The sequence below is a fragment of the Frankia nepalensis genome, assembly GCF_016786325.1.
Classification (GTDB): Bacteria; Actinomycetota; Actinomycetes; order Frankiales; family Frankiaceae; genus Pseudofrankia; species Pseudofrankia nepalensis.
Genome location: NZ_JADWYU010000114.1, coordinates 41,284 through 64,744 on the forward strand (window position 1 = coordinate 41,284; position 23,461 = coordinate 64,744).

Here is a 23,461-nt window from a genome sequence, read left to right on the forward strand (position 1 = left end):
ACCCGAACGACCAGGTCAGCACCCCTTCGATCAACGCGGCGCGCGGCAACCCGATCAGCTCTGCCGGTCAGAACCCGCGGCCGTCTCATGACGCCACAGACGGGGAGCGGCCCTCCCCCAGCACCCAGGGCACCGTCACGCCCAGCGACGTCCGAAGGACGAACCGCTCGGGGGGTGCCGGGGGGCGAAGCCCCCTGACACGGGGTTCCAGGACGCAGGGGTCCCCGGGGATCCGCGCCAGCGGATCTTTGGGGGAACGGCCCCCTGGGCAGACATCATGGACGCGGGCTTCGGCGAAGCCGGCCGAAGGCCGGCGGGCACACCACCCCACGCCCGCCCGCGTCAATGTCCCGCGTCGTCCCAGGTACGGCCGGCGCCGACGGAGACGTCCAGCGGGACGGACATGGTGTAGGCGCTGCCCATCTGGGCGCGGACGAGAGCCTCGACCTGCTCGCGCTCGCCGGGGGCGACCTCGAGCACGAGTTCGTCGTGCACCTGCAGGAGCAGCCGGGAGCGCAGGCCGGCGTCCCGCAGGCTCTGGTCGACCCCGAGCATCGCGATCTTGATGATGTCGGCGGCGGAACCCTGGATGGGGGCGTTCAGGGCCATCCGCTCGGCCATCTGCCGACGCTGGGAGTTGTCGCTGGTCAGATCGGGCAGGTAGCGTCGCCGGCCCAGGATCGTCTCGGTATAGCCGTCCTTGCGGGCACGGTCCACGACGCCGCGCAGGAAGTCACGCACCCCGCCGAACCGGGCGAAGTAGGCCTCCATCTGCTCGCGGGCTTCATCCGGAGCAATGCCGAGCTGGGTTGCCAGGCCATAGGCGGACAGGCCATAGGCGAGCCCATAGGACATCGCCTTGATCCGCCGCCGCAGTTCCGGGTCAACCTCGGAGACCGGCAAGTTGAATGCCTGGGCGGCGACGAATGTGTGCAGGTCCTCGCCGGACGTGAACGCACCGATCAGGCCCTCGTCGCCGGAGAGATGCGCCATGATTCGCATCTCGATCTGCGAGTAGTCCGCGGTCAGCAGCGTCTCGTAGCGCTCACCGACGACGAACGCCCGGCGGATCTGGCGGCCCTCCGCGGTGCGGATCGGGATGTTCTGCAGGTTCGGGTCGGTAGAGGACAGCCGACCGGTGGCCGCGATCATCTGGTTGAAGGTGGTGTGGATGCGACCGGCGTCGTCGATCATCGGCAACAGCGACTCGACGACCGTCTTGAGCCGGGCCACGTCACGGTGGCGCAGCAGCGTCGGGATCAACGGGTGGTCGGTCTGGACGGCCAGCCACGCCAGCGCGTCCGCGTCCGTGGTGTAGCCCGTCTTGATCTTCTTGGTCTTCGGCAGCGCCAGCTCCTCGAACAGGATCTGCTGGAGCTGCTTCGGCGAGCCGAGGTTGAACGGCCGGCCGACGATCTCGTGGGCCGCCTCGACGACCTTGTTCACCTCGGCGCCGTACTGGGACCGCAGGTCGTCGAGATACTCCGCGTCGGCGGCGATCCCGGCGCGTTCCATCCCGGCGAGCACGGTCAGCAGCGGGAGCTCGATCTCGCGCAGCAGGCGGGCGGCGGACCGGCGCTCCAGGTCCCCGTCCAGCGCGTCGGCGAGCTCGGCGACCGCGCGGGCGCGCACGGCGTCCACCTCGGCCTCGTCGGTCTCGGTGACGCCCTCGACCTCGACCTCGAGGGCGAGCTGGCCGTCGGACGGTGCCTCGTCGGCCTTCAGCTCACGATGCAGGTAGCGCAGGACCAGGTCGGCCAGGTCGAACGAACGCTGCCCCGGCAGGGCGAGGTAGGCGGCGAGCGCCGTGTCGCTGGTGACGCCGGCCAGGGTGAAGCCCAGCTCGGCGAGCGCGAGCATCGGGCCCTTGACGTCGTGCGCGGCCTTGGGCTTCGTCTCGTCGGCGAGCCAGGCACCCAGCGCGTTCTCGTCGGCGGGGGTCAGCTGGGTCGGGTCGATCCAGGCCGCGGCGCCGTCCGGGGCCGCCAGGCCGACGCCCGCGACGCTCCCCGTGCCGCGGCCCCAGCTGCCGCGCGGGTAGAGGCCCGTGCGGGCACCGCCGGCCGTGTGCTCGGCCAGCCACTCGGGCACGTCGCCGGGGCCGAGCACGGCCAGCTCGACGGTGAAGCCGCCATCGCCGGCGGCCGGCTCGACGACGGCCAGCGCCTGGTAGAGCCGCTCGCGCAGCACCCGGAACTGCAGCGTGTCGAACAGCGTGTGCACCGCCTCCCGGTCCCAGGGGACGAGGCGAAGGCCGGCGGGGCCGACCTCGAGCGGGACGTCGCGGGCAAGCTCCGTCAGGGTCCGGTTCCGGATCACGTTCGACAGGTTGTCCCGCAGCGAGGCACCGGTCTTGCCGGTGATCTCGTCGGCCCGGTCGACCAGGTTCGCGAGGCTGCCGAACTGCTGGATCCACTTGGTGGCGGTCTTCTCGCCCACGCCGGGTACCGAGGGCAGGTTGTCCGACGGGTCGCCCCGCAGCGCCGCGAAGTCCGGGTACTGGGCCGGGGTGAGGCCGTAGCGGGCCTCCAGTTCCTCGGGCGTGTAGCGGATCATGTCGCTGATGCCCTTGCGGGTCATCAGCACGGTGACCTGGTCGCTGACGAGCTGCAGGGTGTCGCGGTCACCGCTGACGATGAGGACGTCCATGCCGGCCGACTCGCCCTGGGCGGCCAGCGTCGCGATGATGTCGTCCGCCTCGTAGCCGGCGCGGGACAGGCTCGGCACGGCGAGCGCGTCGCAGACCTGGTGGATCAGGCTGATCTGGCCGACGAAGTCCGAAGGAGTCTCGGCCCGGCCCGCCTTGTACTCGGCGTACTGGGTGTGCCGGAAGGTCGGCGCCGGCAGGTCCCAGGCGACGGCGACGTGCGTCGGCCGCTCGTCTCGCAGGGCATTGATCAGCATCGACGTGAAGCCGTAGACGGCGTTCGTCGGCTGCCCGGTCGTGGTGGAGAAGTTCTCGACCGGCAGCGCGAAGAACGCCCGGTAGGCCAGCGAGTTCCCGTCGAGCAGCAACAGCCGTCCCGACGGGGGCGCGGCGCCGCCCGGCCCGCCGGCCGGCGCGGGCGCCCGCGCCGGTGCCTTGGTCGACGACCTGGCCGCGGACGCCCGGGACGCCCGCTTCGCGGGGGTGGGCGCGCCCGCGGGAGCATCGGCGGCGGTCGCCGGGGGCGAGCCGTCCGTCACGGCGCCGTCCTCGGGTTCGTCGATCTTCTCGGGTTCGTCGATCGCTGGGTTCCTGATCGCTGGGTTCCTGGTCGAAGCCGACACCCAGCGAAGTCTAGGCCGCCGCACCGACAATCCCGGACAGCGCCCGATCACTTCGTGAGGCGGACGGTGTGGGCTGGCATGGCCCTCCCGGGTGACGAGGCGCCCACCGGCACGGCGCGCGGCGGGCCCAGCACCGGCGGGCGCCCCCGCCACCCCTCCGGCGGCCGTCGGCGGTATGACAGTTCGGCGTCCGGCAGGAACCTTAGGCTCAGATGGTGACTGTCGAGACCGAGCCGGCGGACGCCGCCGGCCAGGCGCCGCCGGCCGACCAGGCCGAACTGGTGGCGCGGCTGAACCTGCACCGCGGCGAGCTCAACGAGAAGATGGGCGTCGAGCTGCTGGAGGCCTCCGGCGACCGGGTCGTCGGACGGATGCCGGTGGAGGGCAACCGGCAGCCCTATGGGCTGCTGCACGGCGGCGCGTCGGTCGTGCTCGCGGAGACCGTCGGCTCGATGGCGGCGATGCTCACCGCCGGGACGGACCGGGCCGCGGTCGGCCTGGAGATCAACGCGACCCACCATCGCGCGGTCACGTCCGGCACGGTCACCGCCGTCGCGACCCGCGTCCACGCCGGACGCTCGGTGGCGACGTTCGACATCCGGATCACCGACGAGGCCGGCCGGCCGGTCTGCACCTGCCGGCTGACCTGCATGCTTCGCGACCAGCCCCCTGCCGGGGGCGTCAACCCCGGGCGCGGGCCCGAGCGCTAATTCGGGATACGCGGTCGTCGGTCGTGGAATGCCCCACGGCCACAGGCCACAACAGTCGGCCCGCGTGGGCGGGCCGCGTTGACGTCGCTACCGAGCGCTTCTAGCGTCACTCACGCGGTGGAACCCGGGGGCCGGGCGAGTAGAAAACGTCCAGGCAGGGGAAGGCTCGGACGGCACCAAAGCCCTCCCCCGGGGTACACCAGCGGCGGCCCACCACGGCTGACGGCCCTGATGACCGTCGGTGGGCCGCCAGGTGCGCCGACGGGGCCGACGGCTTCGTCCCGGTGACCAGCCCGGCCGGCTCGACGCGTCCCGCGGGCTACCCGGTCCCCAGGTAGGCGCCGATGACCGCGGGGTCGGCGCGGACCTCGGCGGGGGTACCGGTCGCGATCACCTTGCCGAAGGCGAGGACGACGACCGTGTCGGCGACCGCGGAAACCAGGCGCATGTCGTGCTCGATGAGCAGGACGCTGATGCCGCGGGCGCGGATCTGGCCGATCAGGTCGACGAGGTCGCGCCGCTCGGCGGCGGTCGCCCCGGCCGCCGGCTCGTCGAGCAACAGCAGCGACGGCCGGGTGCCGAGCGCCCGGGCGATCTCCAGGCGGCGCTGCGCGCCGTAGGGCAGGCCGGCGGCGGGCTGGCCCGCGCGGTCCGCCAGCCCGACGAAGTCGAGCAGCTCCCAGGCCGTCGAGGTCACGGCCGCCGCCTCGCGGCGGACGCGCGGCAGTGGCAGCAGCGCCCGGCCGGCGCCCACCCTGGCCCGGACCTCCACCCCGACGCGGACGTTGTCCAACGCGGTCAGGTCGCCGAAGAGCCGGATGTTCTGGAAGGTCCGGGCGACGCCGAGGCGGGCGACCGCGTGCGGCGAGCGCCCGAACAGCTCGACCGGCCGGCGCGCGACCGCCGGGCCAGCGCCCCGGCCCGCCGCCTCGTCCTCCACGATCCCGCCGTCCTCGATCTCACCGTCCTCGGCCTCGCCGCGCGCGGCCTGCCCGTCCATCGCCTCGCCCGCCGCGTCGGTCGCCGCGTCCGTCCGCCGGCCCGCTGGGCCGGCGCGGGGGCGGCGCGCCGGCGCGGCCGCCGGCGCCCAGGGGGTCACGCCCCGGACGTGGGTGGGCCAGAAGTGGGCGCTCCCGCGGCGAGGGCGGTAGGCGCCGGTGAGGCAGTTGAACAGCGACGTCTTGCCGGCGCCGTTCGGGCCGATCACGGCGAGCACGCTCCCGCGATGATGGCGCAGCGACACATCGTCCAGGCTCGTCAGCCCGCCGAAGCGCAACGTGAGGCCGGCGACGTCGAGGATCGGGCGCGGCGGCGGCACCGAGCCGGGCGAGGGCACCGTGGGCGCGTCCGGCGCCCAGCCGATCCGGGGGCCGGGCCGCGCCGGCGCTATCGGCGGAGTCCTGGGCTGGCGCCCGCGCGGCTCGGGGACGGTCACGGCGCCCTGCCTTCCTGACTCTCCTCGCGCTGGTCGGCGGGGACGTCGCCGGCCGGTGGCACGGCCCGCGCGGGCGCCGACCGGGGCGAGGGCGCCACCCCGGTGGCGGCGGTCGGCGCCGCCCATGCCGGGACCGGGTGCGCGCCGGCGAAGCGCGGACGGGGCGCCAGCAGCCCACGCGGACGGAAGACCATCATGATCATCACAAGGGCGCCGAAGTAGATGAAACGGTCGGCGGCCGGCACCCGGTCACGCAGGAAGAAGGCCAGGCCCTGCAGGACGACGGCCCCGAGAACGACCCCGAGGCGCGAGCCCATCCCCCCGAAGATGACGATGGTGAGCACCAGCAGCGAGGCCTGCAGGCCGAACGTCTGCGGGTTGAAGAACTGCTTGCTGGCCAGGATCACGCCGGCGAACCCGGAGACCGAGGCCCCGATCGCGAACGCCAGCAGCTTCATCCGGACGGTGCGCACCCCGGTCGCCTCGGCGGCGACCTCGTCCTGGCGGATCGCCGCCCAGGCCCGCCCGGTGCGCGACCGTTCCCAGACGCCGAGCACCGCCATCACCAGCACCACGAGACCGAGCAGCAGGTAGTAGTACGGCAGCGGGTCGAGTCCGAAGGTGTAGTGAAACCCGCCGACGTGCACCGACAGCGGCGGCACCCCGAACACGCCGCGCGCTCCGCCCGTGATCCCGTCGGCGTTGTTCGCGAGCAGGTGGACGATCTCGCCGAAGCCGAGCGTGACGATCGCCAGATAGTCGCCGCGCAGGCGCAGTGTCGGGCCGCCCAGCAGGATCCCGGCGACCGCCGCGGCCAGCAGCGCGACGGGCATCGCCAGGAACGGGTTGAGCTGGAACGGGGCGTGCCACGGCATCGAGTCCGGGGCGCTCAGGTACGCGGTGGTGTAGGCGCCGATCGCGAAGAAGGCGATGTAGCCGAGGTCGAGCAGGCCGGCGTAGCCGACGACGACGTTGAGGCCGAGCGCCAGCAGCGCGTACAGCCCGATGTCGTTGACCATCGACTGCTGCGCCGCCGTCGACACGAGCAGCGGCGCCGCCACCGCCGCCGCGAGCGCCAGCGCGTGGCCAACGCCCCGTGACCACCAGCCCGGCCGGGCCGGCGCCCTGGCGGCCCTCGTTCCGGCCGGTGGCGCGGCCGAGGCAGCCGATCGCGCGGCCGATGGCACGGCCGAGACGGCCGGTGGCGCCGAGGCCGCCGGGACCGCCGACGCGGACCGCTCCTCCCATTTCGAGCGGACCGCCCAGGTCCGGTGCCAAGGGCCGACCGGATCGGGGGCCCGCTCCGCCCGGAGCACCGCTTCGGGCTCGTCGGCCCGTTCCTGCCCGGGCGGATCTGGCACCGTCCGGTCGGGCTCGTCCCGCGGCGGAACGATCCCGGCCTCGTCGAGCCGCGCGGCCGTCACCCGGCCACCCACTCCGCCGCCCACTTCGCCGACCGCGCGGCCGGACTCGGCGGCCGCCCGGCCCGGCCGCTCCGCCGCCTCGGCCAGCGACGGCCGGCGCGGGGCGAGCCGGGCACGCCGGCGCCGGCTCGCCGGCGGCAGCACCAGCCGGGCGCCCCGGCGGGCCCCGCCCCGCAGCCGGCGGGTCGCCGCGGCCAGCCGGCGCCACCGGCGCCGCGCTCGGCGGTGGCGCGGGCCGGAGCGGTCCCGCGCGCCGCCCCTCCAGTCACGGGCGGACGCGGTGACGCGCCGAGACCAGCCGAGCGTCGAGGCGCGCAGCCAGGGCCAGCAGGTCAGCGTCAGCCAGGCCAGGAGCGCGAGGGCGAGCACGATGAGGCCACGCTCGCCCGTCAGCGAGCCGCGGGCCCCGTCCAGCGGCCGCTCGGCGTCTCCGGAGGGCCCGGTCACGAGGCCGGCCAGCGCGGCAAGCACCAGGCACCCGCCCAGCCGCCGCCACGAGGAACTCCGGCCGGCCGGCTCCCCGGCGCCCGCCCGGCGCCTCGGTGAGGTCCCACCGGCCACGCGCGCGGCCCGCCGTTTCCGCGGGGCCGGCGATCCGTCCACCGGGGGGCCCGTCAGCGGGGTGGGAGCGGGCCGGTCGGTCGTCCTGAGGTCGACGGTGGGCGCCGTCGGCGGGTCACCGGAGGTGCCCCGCGAGGCCGCCGGCCGCCCGCCCGGCTGGCCGGAGGGCCCCGCGCGCGCGCGCAGCTGGGACACCCGCTCGGCGACCGACGGAAGGCCGGTCGGCGCCAGTTCGCCGGCCGAGGGGGTGCGTGTCTCGGGCACGGCGGGCGGGGCGGGCGTATCCGAGGGGATGGGCGTGTCGGGTGGCGTGGCCGCGGCGCCGGACGGCGGGTGGCCGTCGGGCCGGCGCGGCTCGGGCGGCGGGCCGGCGGGCCGGTCGGAGGTCACGCGGCGCGTCCCAGCCTGGCGCCGAGCAGGCCGGTGGGACGGACCAGCAGCACCGCGATCAGGACCGCGAACGCGATGACGTCCTTGTAGGCCGCGTCGAGCAGGTAGCCGCCGAAGCTCTCCACCAGACCGAGCAGAAGCCCTCCGAGCACCGCGCCGCGGACGTTGCCGATCCCACCGAGCACGGCGGCGGTGAACGCCTTGATCCCAGGGACGAAACCCATCGTGTAGGAGGCGTTGAAGGTCATCGCGTAGAGGAAGCCACCGGCGCCGGCGAGCATCCCGCCGAGCACGAACGCCGCGACGATCACCCGGTCGACGTCGACACCGTGCAGGGTCGCGCATTCGGCGTCCTCGGCGACCGCCCGGATCGACTGGCCGAGCCTGGTCGCCGAGACGAGATGGTCGACGGCCAGCAGCATGGCGAGCGCCGTCGCGGCGATCACGACGGTCTGGGTGGAGATCTCCGCGCCGGCGACCCGCAACAGGGTGCCGTTGGTGAACAGGTCAGGCACCGGCACGTTCTGCCGGCCGAACTCCTTGCCGGCCAGGTTGAAGGCGAACATCGAGGCGCCGATCGCGCTGATCAGGTAGGCGAGCCGGGGAGCGCCGCGCCGCCGCAGCGGCCGGTAGGCGGCCCGCTCGAGGCCGAGCGCGGCGACCGCCCCGGCGAGGCCTCCGGCGGCGATCCCGATCGCCACCAGCCCGACGGAGGCGAGCCCGCCGGGTGCGCCGTCGCCGCCCGGCAGCACGCCGCGCGCGGCGTACAGGCCGCCGAACGCGCCCAGCATGAACACCTCGCCGTGCGCGAAGTTGATCAGCTGGAGCACGCCGTAGACCAGGGTGTAGCCCAGCGCGATCACCGCGTACAGCGCGCCGACGGTCAGCCCGTCGATGGCGAGCTGCGCGACCGGGTCACCCACGGGAGCGTCCCGCTCCCCACCTCGCCGCCCGCACCCGGCGGTCCCAGCTGTGAGCCAGATCCGCCAGCCGCGCCGCGCCGTCCATCCCGGCCGTCCCGCCCCCGCCTTCCGTGCTCCCTGTGCTCTCCGTGCCGTCCGTGGCCTGACCGGTCACCGTGGTCACCGTGGTCGCCGCGGGCTCGGTGGCCGGGCGCGTCGCGGGCCCGGGAGCCGCGAGCGTCGCGGCGGGCGTCCCTGGCGCGCCCGCGACGGCGGGCTCGCCGGGGGCCGCGAGGCTGGCAGGGGTCACGGCTTGGTGAGTGTGCTGGTCGGGCCGAGCACGACGCGCTGGCCGTCGCGGATCTCGTACACGTACACCGTCGAGTCGCTGACCTCGCCGCGCTCGTCGAACTTGATCCTCTTGGTGACGCCCGGGATGTCGACCGCGCGCAGGCCCTCACGGACGGACGTCCGAGTAGCGGTGGCGCCGTTCCTCGTGAGCACCGAGATGATCGCCTGCGTGGCGTCGTAGGCCTCGCCGGAGTAGGTGCCGGGCCTGACGCCGCTGTTCACCCGCTTGAACTCGGCGACGAACGACGCGGCCCTCGGGTCCGAGTTGGCGTCGCCGCAGGCGCAGGTGAGCAGCACGCCCTCGGCGGTCCTGGCGCCGGCCTGGCGGATCAGCTGGTCGTCGTTCGAGCCGTCGCCGGCCAGGATCTCGCCGTCGTAGCCCTTGCCGCGCAGCGCCTTCACCAACAGCGCGAACTCGGCGTAGTAGCCCGAGTAGTACACGGCGTCCGGCCCGGCAGCGATGATCTTCGTCGCTTCGGAGGTGTAGTCCTTCGTCGGGTTGAGGCCGTCGTGGACGACGGTCACCCCCTGGTCCCGCAACGCCTTCTCCAACGACGCCGACAGGCCGACCCCGTAGTCGCTGCGGTCGTCGAGCGAGAACACCCGATTCGCCTTGAGCGCCTTGGCGAGGTAGTCGGCCGCGGCGGCGCCCTGGACGGTGTCCGGCGAGATCACCCGGTAGAAGCTGGTGAACCCGAGATCGGTCAGTTGCGGGCTGGTCGCCGACGGGCTCACCGACAGCAGGCCGGCCTGGCTGTAGAGCGGCTCGCTCGACTTCGCCGGCCCGGAGAAGACCGGCCCGACGACGGCGATCACGTCGGGAACGTCGATCAGCTTCTGCGCGGCGGTCGGGCCCTGCTCAGGCACGCCCTGGTCGTCGGAGGCGACGATCCGCAGCGTGAACGGCTGCGCGCCGCTCCGGTTGAACGCCTCGACGGCGGTCAGCATCCCGTTGTACGCGTTGATCCCAAGCTGCTGGTTCTCCCCGGACAGCGGCCCCTGGAACCCGATCGCGTACGCCTTCTTCGCCCCGGACGCGTCGTCGCCGTCTCCGCCGCAGCCGGCCGCGGCCACCACCGCGGCGACCGCCGCGGTGGTGGCCAGCAGCCGGAGCCGCCGACTCGGAGCACCCATGGCCTGGTCCCTTCGCCTACCCCGCCGACCGCAGGGGTTCCCCCGCGATCCGCTGACGCGGAGGGCGGAAATCCCGGAATCCCCGAGACGCGCCCACACGGGCCCGACGATCGCCGGACGGCCGGCAAACTAGCGGCTCATCACGCCAAACCGAAGCCTAAAGTAAGGGTGTCGTCACTTTTTGTAGTCTCGCTGCAACCGTCCCTGGACACGCGCCACCGGACCGGCCCGCCGGACAGGGTCCGTGGGACCCGCGTCCGGCGGGCCAGAACCGGATGACCGCCCGATCGGGGCGACGCGCCAGACAGCGCCTAGTCGCCCTGGACCGTGAAGGGAACGAAGCGGCCATTCAGGACGGCGTAGACCACGGCGGCGGGGTCGCGCCGGTCCCCGAAGGCGTCGAAGGAGATCTGGCCGGTGACGCCGGCGAAGGAACCGCCACCGATCTCGGCGGCGACGGCGCCACGGGTCGCGTCGTCGATCGCCACCCGGCCGGGCAGCACGGCCGCGGCGGCGCGCAGCAGGGCGCGGGCGGCGTCGTACGCGTAGGCCGCGACGGCCGGGATCATGTCTGCCTGCTCGTCCTGAGGCGACGGCTCCTCGTCGCCGCCTTCGCCGGTGCCACCTTCGCCGGTGCCATCGCCCGTGCCAGCGCTGGTGCCTGCCCCGGCGGCGCCCGTCGAGCCGTCGGGCCCCTCGCCGGAGGCCGGCGCGCCGTCGTCGGGGCTGGCGCTCGGGCCGTCGTCGCCCCCGCTCCCGGCCGGTTCGGTGGACGGCGACGTCGAGGGCTCGGGCTTCTTGTCCGGGCTGGCCGGCTGTTCCGGGCCGCCGGAGACGGGCCCCCAGCGGTCCAGGAAGGCCGCGGCGAAGCCGCCGGCGGCGGGCAGCCGGGACAGCGGCACGGCGAGGTCGGTGGCCAGGTCGCCCTCGGCCTCCTCGCCCGCCGAGTCGAGATAGCGGGCGCTGACCATCGCGTCGGTCCCCAGCAGTGGGATCGACAGCCCGTCCGCCGCCATCCGCTGGCGCAGCGCGCTCGCGAACGCGTAGCCGGTCGTGGTGTAGACGAGGTCCGGGGCGAGCCACCGGATGGCGTCACCGACCAGCTCGACCTCGGCGTCGTCCGCGCCGTCGCCGTCCACCCGGTAGCTGCCCACGATGGATCCACCGGCGGCCACGGCCGCGCCCGCGAACCGTTCCGCGAGTGTCCTGCCGTAGCTCGGGCCGCCGTCGACGACGACGATCCTGTTCCAGTTCAGGTCATGGACCGCGTAGTTGGCGCCGACAATCGCCTGCGACGCGTCGCTGCCAGTCAGCCGGAAGTAGCGGTCATAGGGGCGTTGGCGGTCCGCCTCGGGCTGGTCCTGGGCCGTCAGCTCCGGTTCGCTGTTCGACGGGGAGACGACCGGGATGCCGGCCGCGTCCAGGACCGGCAACGTCACCCGGGCGACCGTCGAGCTGAGCGGCCCCACGACGCCGATGATCGCCTGGTCCTTGGCGAACGCCTCCGCGGCGGCGGATCCGCCATCCGGACGCGAAAGATCGTCCTTGGCGACGACCTCAACCTTCCAACCCGGGATCGCCTTGCTCTCGTTCACCTCGTCGACGGCCAGGGTCACCGCGTTGCGCACCGCCACGCCGATGTTTCCAAGATCGCCGGACAGTGGTGCCATCACCCCGATACGCAGCACGTACGGCCCGCGATTGCCGTTCGGGCCGCTCCCGCCGCCGTCGTCCCGCAGCAGGGCCGAGAGGCCGATCCCCAGCCCGGTCGGGATCGCCACCAGCAACGCGAGAATCCCGGCCAGCAGCGCCCGCCCGCGCCTGGTCCGCCGTCGCCGCGCGGTCCAGGCGAGCGTCCCCCGCGCCGCGCGCCGGGTCCACCGCGCCGCGTCCGTCAGCCAGGTCACGGCGATCTGCCACCCGGGCACCAGCGGCCCGTCCTGGCTTGCCCGCCCGCCGACGACCGGCTCCGAGGCCACGATCTCGGACTCCGGCCCGCTCCCCTCCGTCAGCCACCGCGCCAGCCGCCGCGCCCGCGGCTCGCGCCTGGCCGCGCCAGGGCTCGCCCCGGCCCGCTCGGACGCCGGGGCCGCGGCGTCGACGGCCGGGTCCCCGTCCGCCCCGCGCGGCGCCGCGCTCCGCGCTGGCTCCCCGCCGGCCGCCGGGACTCGATCGTCGGTCTCCACGGCCGGCTCGGGCAGCGGGCCGCGCGTCGACCCGGGCTCGGCCGCCGAGTCCGTGTCGGAGGTCATCCGGTGACCAGCGCGTCCGGTGGGCCCGCGGCAACGGATCCGGGAAGGCGGCGGACCGGCGCGGGTGAGGCGCCGGGGGCGGTCGTCGTGGGCATCGGGGCAGCGATCACGAACGACAGGGGCAGGCGGGCCGGCGGCGGAGGGACGCGGGTCACTGGCCCGGGAGGGCCTCCCCCGACAGGACCGCCTCGGCGACCGCGCGCATCGTGCGGCGCTGGTTCATCGAGGTGCGCTGGATCCAGCGGAACGCGTCCGGCTCGGTCATCTTGTGCTCGGTCTGCAGGACGCCCTTGGCGCGCTCGATGATCTTACGAGCCTCCAGCCGGCCCTGCAGGTCCTCGACCTCGGCCTCCAGGCTGACGATCTCGGTGAACCGGCTCATCGCCATCTCGATCGTCGGCAGCAGGTCCTTCTTCTGGAACGGCTTGACGACGTAGGCCATGGCGCCGGCCTCCCGCGCCCGCTCGACCAGCTCCCGCTGGCTGAACGCCGTGAGGATGACGACGGGCGCGATCCGCTCCTTGGCGATCTTCGCGCCGGCCTCGATGCCGTCCATCTTCGGCATCTTCACGTCCAGGATGCACAGGTCCGGGCGCAGCTTCCCGGCCAGCGCGACGGCCATCTCGCCGTCGCCGGCCTCACCGACGACCTCGTAGCCCTCCTCCTGCAGCATCTCGCGCAGGTCGAGACGGATCAGCGCCTCGTCCTCGGCGATCAGCACCCGGCGCGGCGTCGAGGATGGCTGGCTCATCGAGACGTTCTCCTGAGGTCGGCGTCGATAGTGGTCGGTCGGCGTCGGTAGCCATTCTGCCGGTTGCCATCCGCGTCAGGGACGCGAGCGGCGACCGGTTGGCGGCAGCAGTCCGTCATGGTTGGCGGCGGCGCCCCGGGGACCGGTCGGTCCCGCCAGGCACCGGCTGCCGCCTGCGCGTAGCTGACTCCACGCTCCGCCCGCCACGGCGCCGAGACCGCGAGGACACCGCCATTCGCCGGCCGCCGCGTCACGTCCGACACCACAGGCGTGTCTCGGCCTGCCACGCGAGCCCCAACGGGCGGGGCGAGAGGTCGAAACGCACCCTACTTGGTTAGAGTCGTCACGGGGAGCACCTCCCGAGGCCCATCGCCCACGCGGCCACCGCGCGGAAGTTCACCTCGGCGACCCTTCTCGTACGACCCGACGCCAGGCCCGGTACTCCAACGGCAGAGAGACGGTGCTCAAACCACCGACAGTGTGGGTTCGAATCCCACCCGGGCTACCTCTTGATCTCCCGGCCTCGCCCGCGCGACCGGCTTCGCCATCCCCGACGCTGCCTGAACCGAGGACAGCCCGCCAGCGACTTGTCCGCCGATCCGCGAGATGGGGATCGCGCTTCCACGGACAGGTCCGGGCGGATTCCGGCGAGCCCGCCGGCACGGCTGTTTTGGCGGCCTGCCGCATCCGCGGGGCCGGGGCGCTCGGATCCGGTCGAGCACGGAAAGTCCCGGGCGGCACCCCGGCCACCGCCCGGGTCGCGGCGGACGTCCGTGGTGCCGTGGTGGCGCCGCGCCGGGTGCTCAGTGGGCAGTCGGGCATCGATACGCTCGGCGCGGGGCTCCGCGAGGTGGCATGGGTGATCCTCGGCGACGGGCCGAGCCGACTGGGAGGTTGACGATCCGCGCACGACAGCGCTGGCGGCGGCCGGAGGGCCCGAGGTGACGGCGCCGCCGCGGCCGGGGCCGACGCTGCGAGTGACCATTCCGGCGCCCGCGCCCGCCGTGCGGGAGTTCCTCGCGACCGAGGCGGGCAGCGCGGTGCTGCTCCTCGTCGCGACCATCGTCGCGCTCGGGTGGGCGAACTCGCCGTGGTCGGCGAGCTACGACGAGCTGTGGGACGCGCACGCCGTGATCGGGATCGGCGCGGCGTCGCTGGACATGTCGCTGCACCACTGGGTGAACGACGGGCTCATGGCGATCTTCTTCATGGTCGTCGGGCTGGAGATCGCCCGGGAGGTGACGACCGGGGAACTGCGCGACCGCCGGTCGGTGGCGGTGCCGGCGCTCGGGGCGATCGGCGGGCTCGCGACGCCGGCGCTGGTCTACTGGCTGTTCAACCAGTCCGGCGACGGCGCGGCCGGCTGGGGCATCGCGATGTCGACCGACACCGCGTTCGTGCTCGGGATCCTGGCGCTGTTCGGTCCGCGCTGCCCGGACCGGCTGCGGCTGTTCATGCTGACGCTCGCGATCGTCGACGACATCGGCGCGATCTCGGTCGTCGCCATCTTCTACACCGACCACGTCAACGTCGTCGCGCTCGTCCTCACCGCCGTCGCCGTGCTGGCGATCGTCTGCCTGCGCTGGATGGGAGTGTGGCAGCTCTCCCCCTATCTGCTCGCCGCGGCGCTGCTCTGGCTCGCGGTGCACGAGTCCGGCGTGCACGCGACGCTCGCCGGTGTGCTGGTCGGGCTGCTGATGCCGGCCATGCCGCCGCGCCGCGAGCAGGTCGACAACGTGCCCTTCTTCGTCCGAGCGATGCAGGAGGACACGTCGGCGGCGCGCTCGGCGCTCGCGGTCTCGGCCGCGCGGGCGGCCATCTCTCCCAACGAACGGCTGCAGCACCTGCTGCATCCGGTCAGCGCGTTCGTCGTCGTCCCGGTCTTCGGCCTGGCGAACGCGGGTGTGCGCCTCAGCGGCGAGACGCTGCGGGAGGCGGCGACCTCGCCCGTGACGCTGGGAGTCGCGACGGCGCTGCTGGTGGGCAACATGATCGGGATCACGCTCGCCTCGGTCTGCGCGGTGCGCACCGGGCTTGGAGTACTGCCCGGCCGGGTCCGCTACGGCCACCTGCTCGGCGCCGCGGTCCTCGCCGGCATCGGGTTCACCATCTCGCTGTTCATCACCGAGCTGGCCTTCGACAGCGAGGCGCTGCGCGACCAGGCGAAGATCGGCATCCTGGCCGGCTCCGCGGTCGCGGCGAGCCTCGGCAGCGTCCTGCTCCGCTATCTCGGGGAACGCATGCCGCTGTGCTCCCCCGACTCCGACGGCCTCCCGCCGCCCCTCCCGCCGCGCCCCTGGCTCGCCCCGCGGATCCCCGCCCGCTGAGCCGGCGCCCGGCGGCCGCCGGCCGCGCGCGCCGGGGGGGCGCGCACCGGCCGGTCACCCGAGGCGACGCACGGACGGGTCGGCGGCCGCGGCGGCGACCACGACGGCGCGGCGCAGCGCCGGGAGCTCGGGGCGGCCCCGGAAGGGCTGACCGTTGATGAAGATCGTCGGAGTGCCGCGCACGCCCTCCGCGACGCCGCGCTCGTAGTCCGCCTCGACGGCGTCGCCATAGGGCTGCGCCGGGTCGCCCACGACGAGGTCGGGATCGAGCCCGAGCCGTTCGGCGCGCATCCGCAGGTCGACGTCCTTGAGCCGGTCCTGCTGGGCGAACAGCAGGTCGTGCATCGGCCAGAACATCTCGTGGGCGTGCGCCGCCTCGGCCGCCAGGGCCGCCGTCAGCGCGTAGGGATGGATCTGGAACACCGGGAAGTGCCGGAACTCGTGCCGTACCAGCCCGCCCGACACCTCCACCAGCTCGTGCAGCGCCGGCGCCGCCTGCGCGCAGTAGGGGCACTGGAAGTCCCCGTACTCGACCAGCACCACCGGCGCGGCCGGATCCCCCCGGGAGGGCCGCTCCCCCAGGCGCGCCGCGCCGCTCGGGGCCGGCGCGTCGGTCGGCGACGGCGATCCGGACGGCTCGACCGGCCCGGCCGGCTCGACCGGCTCGACCGGCGGCGTCAGCGGCAGATCGTTCGGGACGGGTGCCGGCCCCACGCACCTGGGCGCCTCGTCCGTCGGAACCGCCGTCGGGACCGCCGCGGCCACCGCGCGGCTCGAACGGGCCTCTCGGCGCGACTCCCGGCTCCAGTTCATATCTGAAGTATCCCGGCGGCGGGTCACGTTCATGCCTGCCGCCGGTCAGCGGCCGACGGCCGGCTCAGCCCTCAAGGAGGCCGTGGCGCCGGGCGAGGTCCGCGAGGCGCTCGTTGCCGGGAAGGTCCCGGAGAGCCGCGAGGAGGAGGCGCCGTTGGGGCGCGAGGATCCGGCCGGCCGTGAGGTCGCGGTGGATGGCCCACCAGATCAGCCGCGGGGCCCGCCCGTCGCCGAAGGCGGGCAGGTCGCCCACGGGCACCCCGAGCTGGTTGTGCAGCAGCGGCAGGGCGGCGAGGTCGGACGGGTAGTGGCTGGCGAGCTCGTCGACGAGCACTCGCTGTTCATCGGCCGTCAGCCTGATCTCCGGGCCGTCGTCGGAAGCGATCGTGATGTTTTCACCCCGGCCGGCTGGCGCTCCTGGCCCAGCGGGTTCGCGGGCGCCGACGCCGACGGACGGGTCGGCGCCGGCCGGCGGAGTCGGCCCGGGCGCGGCGACAGTTCTGACCTGGGGCAATGGCTGACGCCGATATCGGTCAAGGAACGTGGCCAGCTCCCGATTTCCAGGGTTCCTCTGCGCAGCCCGAATGAGCAGTCTGGCAAGCCACCCCTCGCTCTGCGCCCGCCGGATCACGGCGAAGACCGCGTCGGGCAGGGTGTCCTGCTCGGATGCGTAGTGGTTGAGGCTCCGGCTGAGAAGGTCGAGCAGCCTCTCGAACTGCGTTCGTTTCGGAAAGGCAGCAACCAGCGCATCCAGCAGCGCCTCACGCTCGTCACCGTCCATCGCGGCGAGGCGGTCCTCATCCAGTTCCATCGCGGGACCAGTCTCCTTCTTCGGACTCGGCGTCGTGACCGGCCGCCGATCAGTGGCTGAACGGTTCGAGGCAACCGAACTCGGCGGCGGAGCCCGTCACCGCGGCGTCGGCGCGGTCCGCCGAGACCTCGCCGACGACGCACGTGGTCCCCGTGACACGTATGCCGAAGACCGACCCCGGCTGGCCCGCCGGGGACCGGCCTGACCGCGACGAAAAAGGCTCGTTGGGCCGAATCGCTCCATCTGCCCAGCATCACGACTCACCCACGCCGAGGCCAGTGGGGCCCGTCACGGGTCGACGGCTCGCCAGGTCAAGGACCACGGGACCTCGCGGGCCGCGGGCGGACGCGCGCCGGCGCCGGTCGCGGTTTCCGCCGGATGGGCCGGGTACCCCGGGACACGGCGGAACCGACTCAACCGAGGTGGGCAGTGGGACGATCAGCGACCAAGAACGCCCATAAGGCTCGCGGCGGCGGCCTCGGCGCGGACGCGGGCCGGCTGGCCGTGAAGTCGCCCGAGACGACCATGAAGCCGCGGGGCGCGGGCAGCGCCAAGAGCCTCAAGACGGCCAAGGCGGCGAAGGCGGCCAAAGAGGCGAAGACGACGAAGACGGCCAAGGCCAAGAACGTCAAGGCCGCCAAGAAGGCCACCGCGAAGGCCCAGGGCACGGTCACGGCGCCCGGGGCTCACGAGCCCGGCGCGCCAGCGCCCTCTGGCGCCGCCACGAGCACCGTCGTGGACGCGATCGTGGCGGCGGCGCTGGGCGAGGCGGTGGCCGAGTCGCTGGCCGGCTCGCTCGCCGAGTCCATCAACGAGTCGTTCACCGAGCTGATGGCCGGCGGGCTGGCCACCGCGTTGGAGCAGGCGCTGTCCGACACCGTCTCCACGGCGGTGGCCCACGAGCTGCCAGGCGCGCTGGCCGTGGCGGTGGCCGAGGCCCGCGCGCACCGCCCGGCCCTGGCCGGGGCCCCGGCGGCCACGGCCGGCCTGGCGGGCGCCCCCGCGACCGGAACGCGACCGGAGCGGTCCGAGCGACCGGAACGACCGGAGGCCGAGCGGCCGGAGCGAGACGGGCACGCGGTGGAGCTCGCGGCGGCGCGGACGGTATGGGAGTCCCTGCCGCCCAGGCGGCTGCCCGTCCTGCCCGGCCTGGACCTGGCCGCCAGGCGCGTGGCCGCGAGCGACCCGGAACGGATCGGCGGCGACTGGTACGACGTCACCGTGCTCGCGGCGGACCGCGTCGTGCTGGATGTCGGCGACGTCGCCGGGCACGGGGCCGGCGCGGGGGCGCTCATGGCCGAGCTGTGCCACGCCGCGCGCGCCTACGCGCTGCTCGGCCTGCCGCCGTCGCGGCTGACGGCCGGGCTGGCCGACGTGCTGCGCGCCGGCGGGCACCAGGCGCTCGCGTCCACCGTCACAGCCGGTCTCGACGTCCCGACCGGCCGGCTGACCTGGTGCAGCGCGGGTCATCCGCCACCCGTGCTGGTCACGGCCGACGGCGAGGTGTCGTTCCTCGGCGACGTGCACGGCCCGTTGCTCGGCGCGGCCGCCCGCACGGCCGACGGTGCCGGGGCTCCCGCTCCCGAGACCGATGACGCCGGCACCCGTGGCGAGGCCGCCGCGGAGGCCGCCGCCGCCGGGTACGCGCAGAGCACGATCACGATGCCGGTCGGCGCGACCGTCCTCTTCTACACGGCCGGCCTGGTCGACCGGTCGGGCGCGCCACTCGCCCAGCGGCTCGACGCCCTGGCCGCGGCGGCGTCCAGGTCCTTCGGCCGCCGGCACGCCGGCACGCCGGGCTCGGACAGCTCCAGGGCGCGCGGCGGTTCCGGCACCGCCGACTCCGGCACCGACACCGTCGCTCCGCTGTCGGCCGCCTGCGACGCCCTGCTCGACGAGCTGTCCCGCGACCTCGACGGCGGTCCGGACGGCGGCGGCACCGCCGGGCCGGCGGCGCCGGGGCAGGCGCGGCGCCGGACCCGCCACGAGGGCGACGCGTGCCTGCTGGCCGCTCGCCTGTGCTGACCGGCCGCCTGTGCCGAGCCCGCGCCGGCGGCCCGTTCGCGCGAACATGAAAGGGCGCCGCGTGCAGGCGGTGCGGCACAGACGGTGCGGCACAGACGCGGTGCACGCATGGTGGCGCGCCCGCCGAGCGGGGATGCCGCATCGACGGGCGCGCCGTTCGTCGCCTGCACTAGAGGTTGTCGCCTGCACTAGAGGTTGAGCGGTTCCATCTCGTTGGGTTCCATCTCGTCAGCGGTTGGTCGGTTCCATCTCGCGTCCCCCGATCGGTTTGGCGGCTGTGGCCGCCGCTGGTTGCTGACGCGAGTAGATCAGCCCTCCGACCACGGGAAATGGTCAAAATACGAGAGGCGCTCGATCTCCGGCCGGTCACCCGGCGGGCATCGGCCCGGCACCTTCAGGCCTCCCCGAGGCCTCGCCCCGCCCGGCCCGGCCGGGTAGTCGGCATAGCCCAACCGGGCGCCGGATGCCTGGCGTGTCCATTTTTTGTCCACCAGACCGCCGCCGTGTCCAGATGCCGGTCTGGCACGGCCAGTTTGTCCACCGACGTGTCTCACGGTTCCACGCGGCTGGGCCGCATTCTGGGCACCGCGACCACGACCTCCCGGTCGGCGCCTGGTACGGGGAGGCGCCGCCCGGGAGGTCGTGGCGCGCGGCGGACCGGCCGCCGCGGGCATTCGCCGGCGACGCGAACAGGGGGACGCGACGACATGTGTGGCGACACGGGTGGGTCCGCGGGGCCGGCCGCCGGCGGCGGCCGGAGCGGCGACGGGACGGACGGCGAGGACGAGGAGCCAGGACGCGCTCAGGTCCAGCGTAGGCCGTAGCTCAGACCGAGCGCGAGATTGCTGAAACGCGCGTACGCCTCGCCCACGCCGTCCAACGGCACCGTGGGCAGGTCCACGCCGAGATCCTCGACGGCGCGCACCGGCAGGCCGTTCACCAGCTGGACCCTGGCCGCGACGCCGTCCGGGAAGCGCACCCGCACGTCGAGCGCGTCGCAGCGGATCGTCGGGCTCATCGCGTAGCGGGGCACCATCGGGTGTCCCGGCGGCATGCGCCAGACGCAGGCGAGCGCGTGCCGCTCGCCCGCGCGCAGCGGGCGTGGCAGCCGAAGCGCCAGCGAGAAGAGGCTGTCGCCGCGCCGCTCGACCCGGCTGGTCCGCGCGCCGAAGACGACCTCCATGAGCAGGTCGCGTGGGCTGGGTGGTCCCTCGGTCGGACGGGGCAGGCTCATGGACAGCACGATTTCGGACAGGCCGTCCTCGACGGCGACGATCCGGCGCGTGTCCACCAGCTCCGGCTCCGGCCGGTCGAGACGCATGACCGCCCAGGCCCGCTCGATGTACCAGCCGATCGTCGGCACGCCGGCTCCCACGGACGCGCTGGCGGCCGGGCCTGCGGTCTCGGCGGCGCGCGGCGGGCCGGCGCGGTCGCGGACATCGGCGACGGCAAGGGTCTCGGCGAGCAGCCGGAAGGCGTCCGTGACACGGCGGCGCAGGGTACGCGGGTCCCGGTCGAGGTCGACGGCGAGCAGGCCGAGCCGATCGGTCAGGATGCGCTGGTCGGCGCGCGGGTCCAGGGCGAGGGCCACGGCGGCGACCTCCCGCAGGTCCTCGGGCAGCGCCGCCAGCGCCGTGCGCAGCCAGTCCACGAGCTGTGCGCGCGCCCGGGCCCCGGCCGGCGCCTCGCCGAGCCCGGCCAGCCGGCGCAGCGCCGGACCGGTCCGCGCCTCCAGCCTGGGGGCGCGGACCCCACGGCCGCGGGCGAGCGCCCGCAGCTCCTCGTACACCACCACCGGGTCAATGCCGCTCATGGTTCTTCTCTGATGGACGGCGGGTCCGGGCAGCGCCCCGGCCCGGTGGACCAGTGCCGAACCTGGCCGCTTCCGAGTCGAAACACATGTCACATATGTTGTCGCCCGCTGTCGGCCTCTATTCATTATGCTGGCCTCCACCCTGCGCCGGGCGCATTTGACACGGCGGAGGTCCGTAGGCGGCCGGTTGACCACCTGTGGGCGCGCTTGCGCGCTATGCATGTCGTCCGAGCCAAGCCGCTCGGGATTCTCGCCCGCCCGGGCGAGGCTCTCCGCGCACTAACCGGTCGCGCGGGCTGGCCATGATGGGTCTGACGGGGGCACCATCGTGCGACTGACGGGACAACTCGACGAAACCGCCGTGGCCCAGTGGTACCGGGCCGCGCGTTTCCGGCCGGACCCGGCGCGGCGCGACACAGGAGGAGTGCTGCGGCGGCCGAGCTGGCAGACCAGGACCCGCTACTACGAGACGCTGGTGGAGCTGCTGACAGCCGGCGGCGGGTCGACCGAGGGGCTGGCGCGTGACGCGCTGGCCGCCGCGGCCGGCCAACGCCGGCCGTCGACGCTGTACTACCTGGTGAGCCCGAAGAGCCCCGGGTCGCTCGCGGGCGCGCTGTACGAGGCCTCCCCGCGCCGGCTCTACGAGCGCCGCCCCGGCGAGCGTGTGCTCGACCTGCTGATCGGCGAGACCAAGGTGTGGAGCTACTGGGCACACCGCGAGGGCTGGCGCACCGCGCTCGACGACCTGGCCGTCACCGACCCCTGGCTCGCCGCGACGAGCCTGGTCCGGGTCCTCGCCGACTGGGCGGTCCAGGCCCGCCCGCTGGCCGTCACGGCGGGGTTCGCCCCGCCGGCCGCCGCCGTCGAGGACCTGCTTGCCCTGGCCGACGCCGCCGGGCCCGTCTCGCGTGTGGGTGCCGGCCAGGGCACGCCCGACGACGGCCAGCTCGCCGAGGTCACCGCGCTGCTCACCAAGGTGACACGCACCGCGCTCGGGTCGGGCGGGATCGGGCCCGGCCTCGTGCTCGGCGCGGTGCATCAGGAGCTGGCCGCCCTGATCACCGCCCCGCCGCCGACGCCCGCGGAGGTCACCACCGAGGCCATCGACCTGCTGACCCGGCTGGAACGCCTGCTGCCCGGGCTGCCCGCGCAGGCGCGGGCCCGGATGACCGACGAGCTGGCGCCTCGGCTGCGCGCGTTCCTCGCGAAGCTGGCTGGCCCCGGCACCGCCGCCCAGGGCGACCAGTTCGGGCCACCAGGCGACGGCGAGCGTCCGGGCCGGCTGGGACCGGAGGGGGCCCGGTGAGCCGGATCTCGTCGGGCCCCGGCGCGCCCGACGACAACGAGGGCGAGCTGACGGGCCGGCTGCGTGGCCGGATCCAGACGATGCTGACCTATGCCGACGCGACCGCCGACCCCCGGCCACTCGTCGGCCTGCTCAGGGAGGTCACCGCGGCGGTCGGGCCAGCGAGCCCGCTCGCGCTGCTGGTCGAGTACCGCGTGGAGGAGCTGCGCAGCCGCGCCCGCTCGGTGGCCGATTCCGCCGCCGTGTGGGACGCGCTGCACGCACGCGCCGAGGCCGCCCTCGAGCCGCGAGACACCACACTCATGAGCATCAAGGCGCTGCACGCCCGGTACACCCGTCTTTCCAGCGGGCCGGCCGACCGGGACGAGGCGGTGGCGACGTACGAGGTCGAGTGGCGACGCCGGCTGGCGATCCTGGGTGCCCAGGCGCATCGCACCAGCACCGCCCACGCCAACCTGGCGGTCGCGCTGCGCGACCGGGGGCGGCAGGACGACCTGCGCCGCGCCTGCCGGATCGCGCGCGCCGAGCTGGCGCTGCGGCGGACGGTCTGGGGGGCCGACCACGCGTTCACCTGGATCGCGCGGGTGATCCTCGCCCAGACGCTGCTGCGGATCGTCGAACGCTTCGCCCCGGGCCCGGACGGTGCCGGGCCGGCGGCCGGGCCGGCCACGGCGTCCGCCCACCTGGATGCCCTCGCCGCGGCGGACGCCGCCAGTGTCGCCGCGGAGGACGACGCCGCGGCGGGCGGCACGGGCCCGGACGAGCCCGACGACGACCCTGCCCGCGACGGCCGCCCGGACGGGCTGCTCGACGGGTATCCGCCGGTCCCGGAGGACGACCTGGCCCGCCCCCACGCCGACCTGGCCGCCGAGGCGCGCGCCCTGGCCGCGCAGGTCGTGGCCTCCCGGCGCGAGCGTTTCGGCCCAGCGGCTCCCCAGACGCTGCGCGCCGAGCTGGTGCATGCCCACGCCCTGCTGCTCACGGGCGAGCCGGCCGTGGCGGTGGCCGAGATCCGCTACGTGCTGGCGGTCGACCGGCGGACCGGGCCCGCCCTGGACCCGGGCTGGCCGGAGCTGCTGCTCGCCAGGGCGATGGTGGCCGCCGGCCTCGACGACGCCGGCGGCGGCCTCGACGACGCGTTGCGCCAGGCCAGGGCGGCCGTCGAGGCCAGGCTGAGCCGCTACCC

At 74.7% G+C, this 23,461-nt stretch carries 16 protein-coding genes and 1 tRNA gene; 6 read left to right on the forward strand and 11 right to left on the reverse strand.

Going from position 1 to position 23,461, the window contains the following annotated elements; all coding sequences use genetic code 11:
* Window positions 1–342: 342 nt before the first annotated feature.
* On the reverse strand, window positions 343–3,015 hold the full coding sequence (gene polA, locus I6A81_RS14475; protein ID WP_203030887.1) for a DNA polymerase I: 2,673 nt from the start codon (window positions 3,013–3,015) through the stop codon (window positions 343–345).
* Between the two features lie 470 nt (window positions 3,016–3,485).
* Between polA and I6A81_RS14480 the strand changes: the two genes are divergently transcribed.
* A complete protein-coding gene (locus tag I6A81_RS14480; protein ID WP_407661301.1) occupies window positions 3,486–3,980 on the forward strand; it encodes a PaaI family thioesterase in 495 nt (164 codons plus the stop codon).
* A gap of 319 nt (window positions 3,981–4,299) precedes the next feature.
* On the opposite strand, the gene I6A81_RS14485 is transcribed toward I6A81_RS14480, so the two are convergent.
* The 7 genes from I6A81_RS14485 to I6A81_RS14515 form a co-directional block, all read right to left on the reverse strand.
* Window positions 4,300–5,298, reverse strand: a complete 999-nt coding sequence (locus tag I6A81_RS14485; RefSeq protein ID WP_407661302.1) for an ABC transporter ATP-binding protein — start codon at window positions 5,296–5,298, stop codon at window positions 4,300–4,302.
* 113 nt (window positions 5,299–5,411) lie between these two features.
* A complete protein-coding gene (locus I6A81_RS46155) occupies window positions 5,412–7,790 on the reverse strand; it encodes an ABC transporter permease subunit (protein ID WP_407661300.1) in 2,379 nt (792 codons plus the stop codon).
* Window positions 7,787–8,713, reverse strand: a complete 927-nt coding sequence (locus I6A81_RS14495; protein ID WP_203007435.1) for a branched-chain amino acid ABC transporter permease — start codon at window positions 8,711–8,713, stop codon at window positions 7,787–7,789. Before I6A81_RS14495 ends, I6A81_RS46155 begins: the two co-directional genes overlap by 4 nt.
* Window positions 8,706–9,002, reverse strand: a complete 297-nt coding sequence (locus I6A81_RS14500) for a hypothetical protein (protein ID WP_203007436.1) — start codon at window positions 9,000–9,002, stop codon at window positions 8,706–8,708. The genes I6A81_RS14495 and I6A81_RS14500 overlap by 8 nt, the downstream gene beginning before the upstream one ends.
* Window positions 8,999–10,177 carry a branched-chain amino acid ABC transporter substrate-binding protein gene (locus tag I6A81_RS14505; protein WP_203007437.1) on the reverse strand — a complete coding sequence of 393 codons (1,179 nt, stop codon included), beginning with the start codon at window positions 10,175–10,177 and terminating at the stop codon, window positions 8,999–9,001. Before I6A81_RS14505 ends, I6A81_RS14500 begins: the two co-directional genes overlap by 4 nt.
* A 311-nt stretch (window positions 10,178–10,488) precedes the next feature.
* Window positions 10,489–12,429: a branched-chain amino acid ABC transporter substrate-binding protein gene (locus I6A81_RS14510; RefSeq protein ID WP_203007438.1), complete on the reverse strand. Its 1,941-nt coding sequence runs from the start codon at window positions 12,427–12,429 to the stop codon at window positions 10,489–10,491.
* A gap of 151 nt (window positions 12,430–12,580) precedes the next feature.
* Window positions 12,581–13,180, reverse strand: coding sequence for an ANTAR domain-containing response regulator (locus I6A81_RS14515; RefSeq protein ID WP_203007439.1), 600 nt, complete (start codon window positions 13,178–13,180; stop codon window positions 12,581–12,583).
* Window positions 13,181–13,612: 432 nt separating this feature from the next.
* On the opposite strand from I6A81_RS14515, the gene I6A81_RS14520 reads away from it, so the two are divergent.
* Both I6A81_RS14520 and nhaA read left to right on the forward strand, forming a co-directional pair.
* Window positions 13,613–13,685 (forward strand) — tRNA-Leu (locus tag I6A81_RS14520).
* Window positions 13,686–14,121: 436 nt separating this feature from the next.
* Entirely contained in the window at window positions 14,122–15,507 is a 1,386-nt protein-coding gene (nhaA, locus tag I6A81_RS14525) for a Na+/H+ antiporter NhaA (RefSeq protein ID WP_203007440.1), read from the forward strand.
* A 54-nt stretch (window positions 15,508–15,561) separates the two neighbouring features.
* On the opposite strand, the gene I6A81_RS14530 is transcribed toward nhaA, so the two are convergent.
* Window positions 15,562–16,320: a DsbA family protein gene (locus I6A81_RS14530; protein ID WP_238430552.1), complete on the reverse strand. Its 759-nt coding sequence runs from the start codon at window positions 16,318–16,320 to the stop codon at window positions 15,562–15,564.
* 64 nt (window positions 16,321–16,384) lie between these two features.
* On the reverse strand, window positions 16,385–17,131 hold the full coding sequence (locus I6A81_RS14535) for an effector-associated domain EAD1-containing protein (protein ID WP_203006366.1): 747 nt from the start codon (window positions 17,129–17,131) through the stop codon (window positions 16,385–16,387).
* 429 nt (window positions 17,132–17,560) lie between these two features.
* Here I6A81_RS14535 and I6A81_RS44865 point away from each other — a divergent pair, with 429 nt between their 5' ends.
* A complete protein-coding gene (locus tag I6A81_RS44865; RefSeq protein ID WP_203006367.1) occupies window positions 17,561–19,156 on the forward strand; it encodes a PP2C family protein-serine/threonine phosphatase in 1,596 nt (531 codons plus the stop codon).
* 802 nt (window positions 19,157–19,958) lie between these two features.
* Here I6A81_RS44865 and I6A81_RS14545 read toward each other — a convergent pair.
* The gene (locus tag I6A81_RS14545; RefSeq protein WP_203006368.1) at window positions 19,959–20,969 is read right to left on the reverse strand and encodes a hypothetical protein; all 1,011 of its coding nucleotides are present in this window, start codon (window positions 20,967–20,969) and stop codon (window positions 19,959–19,961) included.
* Between the two features lie 328 nt (window positions 20,970–21,297).
* On the opposite strand from I6A81_RS14545, the gene I6A81_RS14550 reads away from it, so the two are divergent.
* Together I6A81_RS14550 and I6A81_RS14555 are read left to right on the forward strand one after the other, a co-directional pair.
* Window positions 21,298–22,275 (forward strand): hypothetical protein, encoded by a 978-nt coding sequence (locus I6A81_RS14550; protein WP_203006369.1) that lies wholly within the window; start codon window positions 21,298–21,300, stop codon window positions 22,273–22,275.
* Window positions 22,272–23,461: hypothetical protein (locus I6A81_RS14555; RefSeq protein ID WP_203010204.1), on the forward strand; the 1,190-nt coding region annotated here is incomplete at its 3' end. The genes I6A81_RS14550 and I6A81_RS14555, both read left to right, overlap by 4 nt.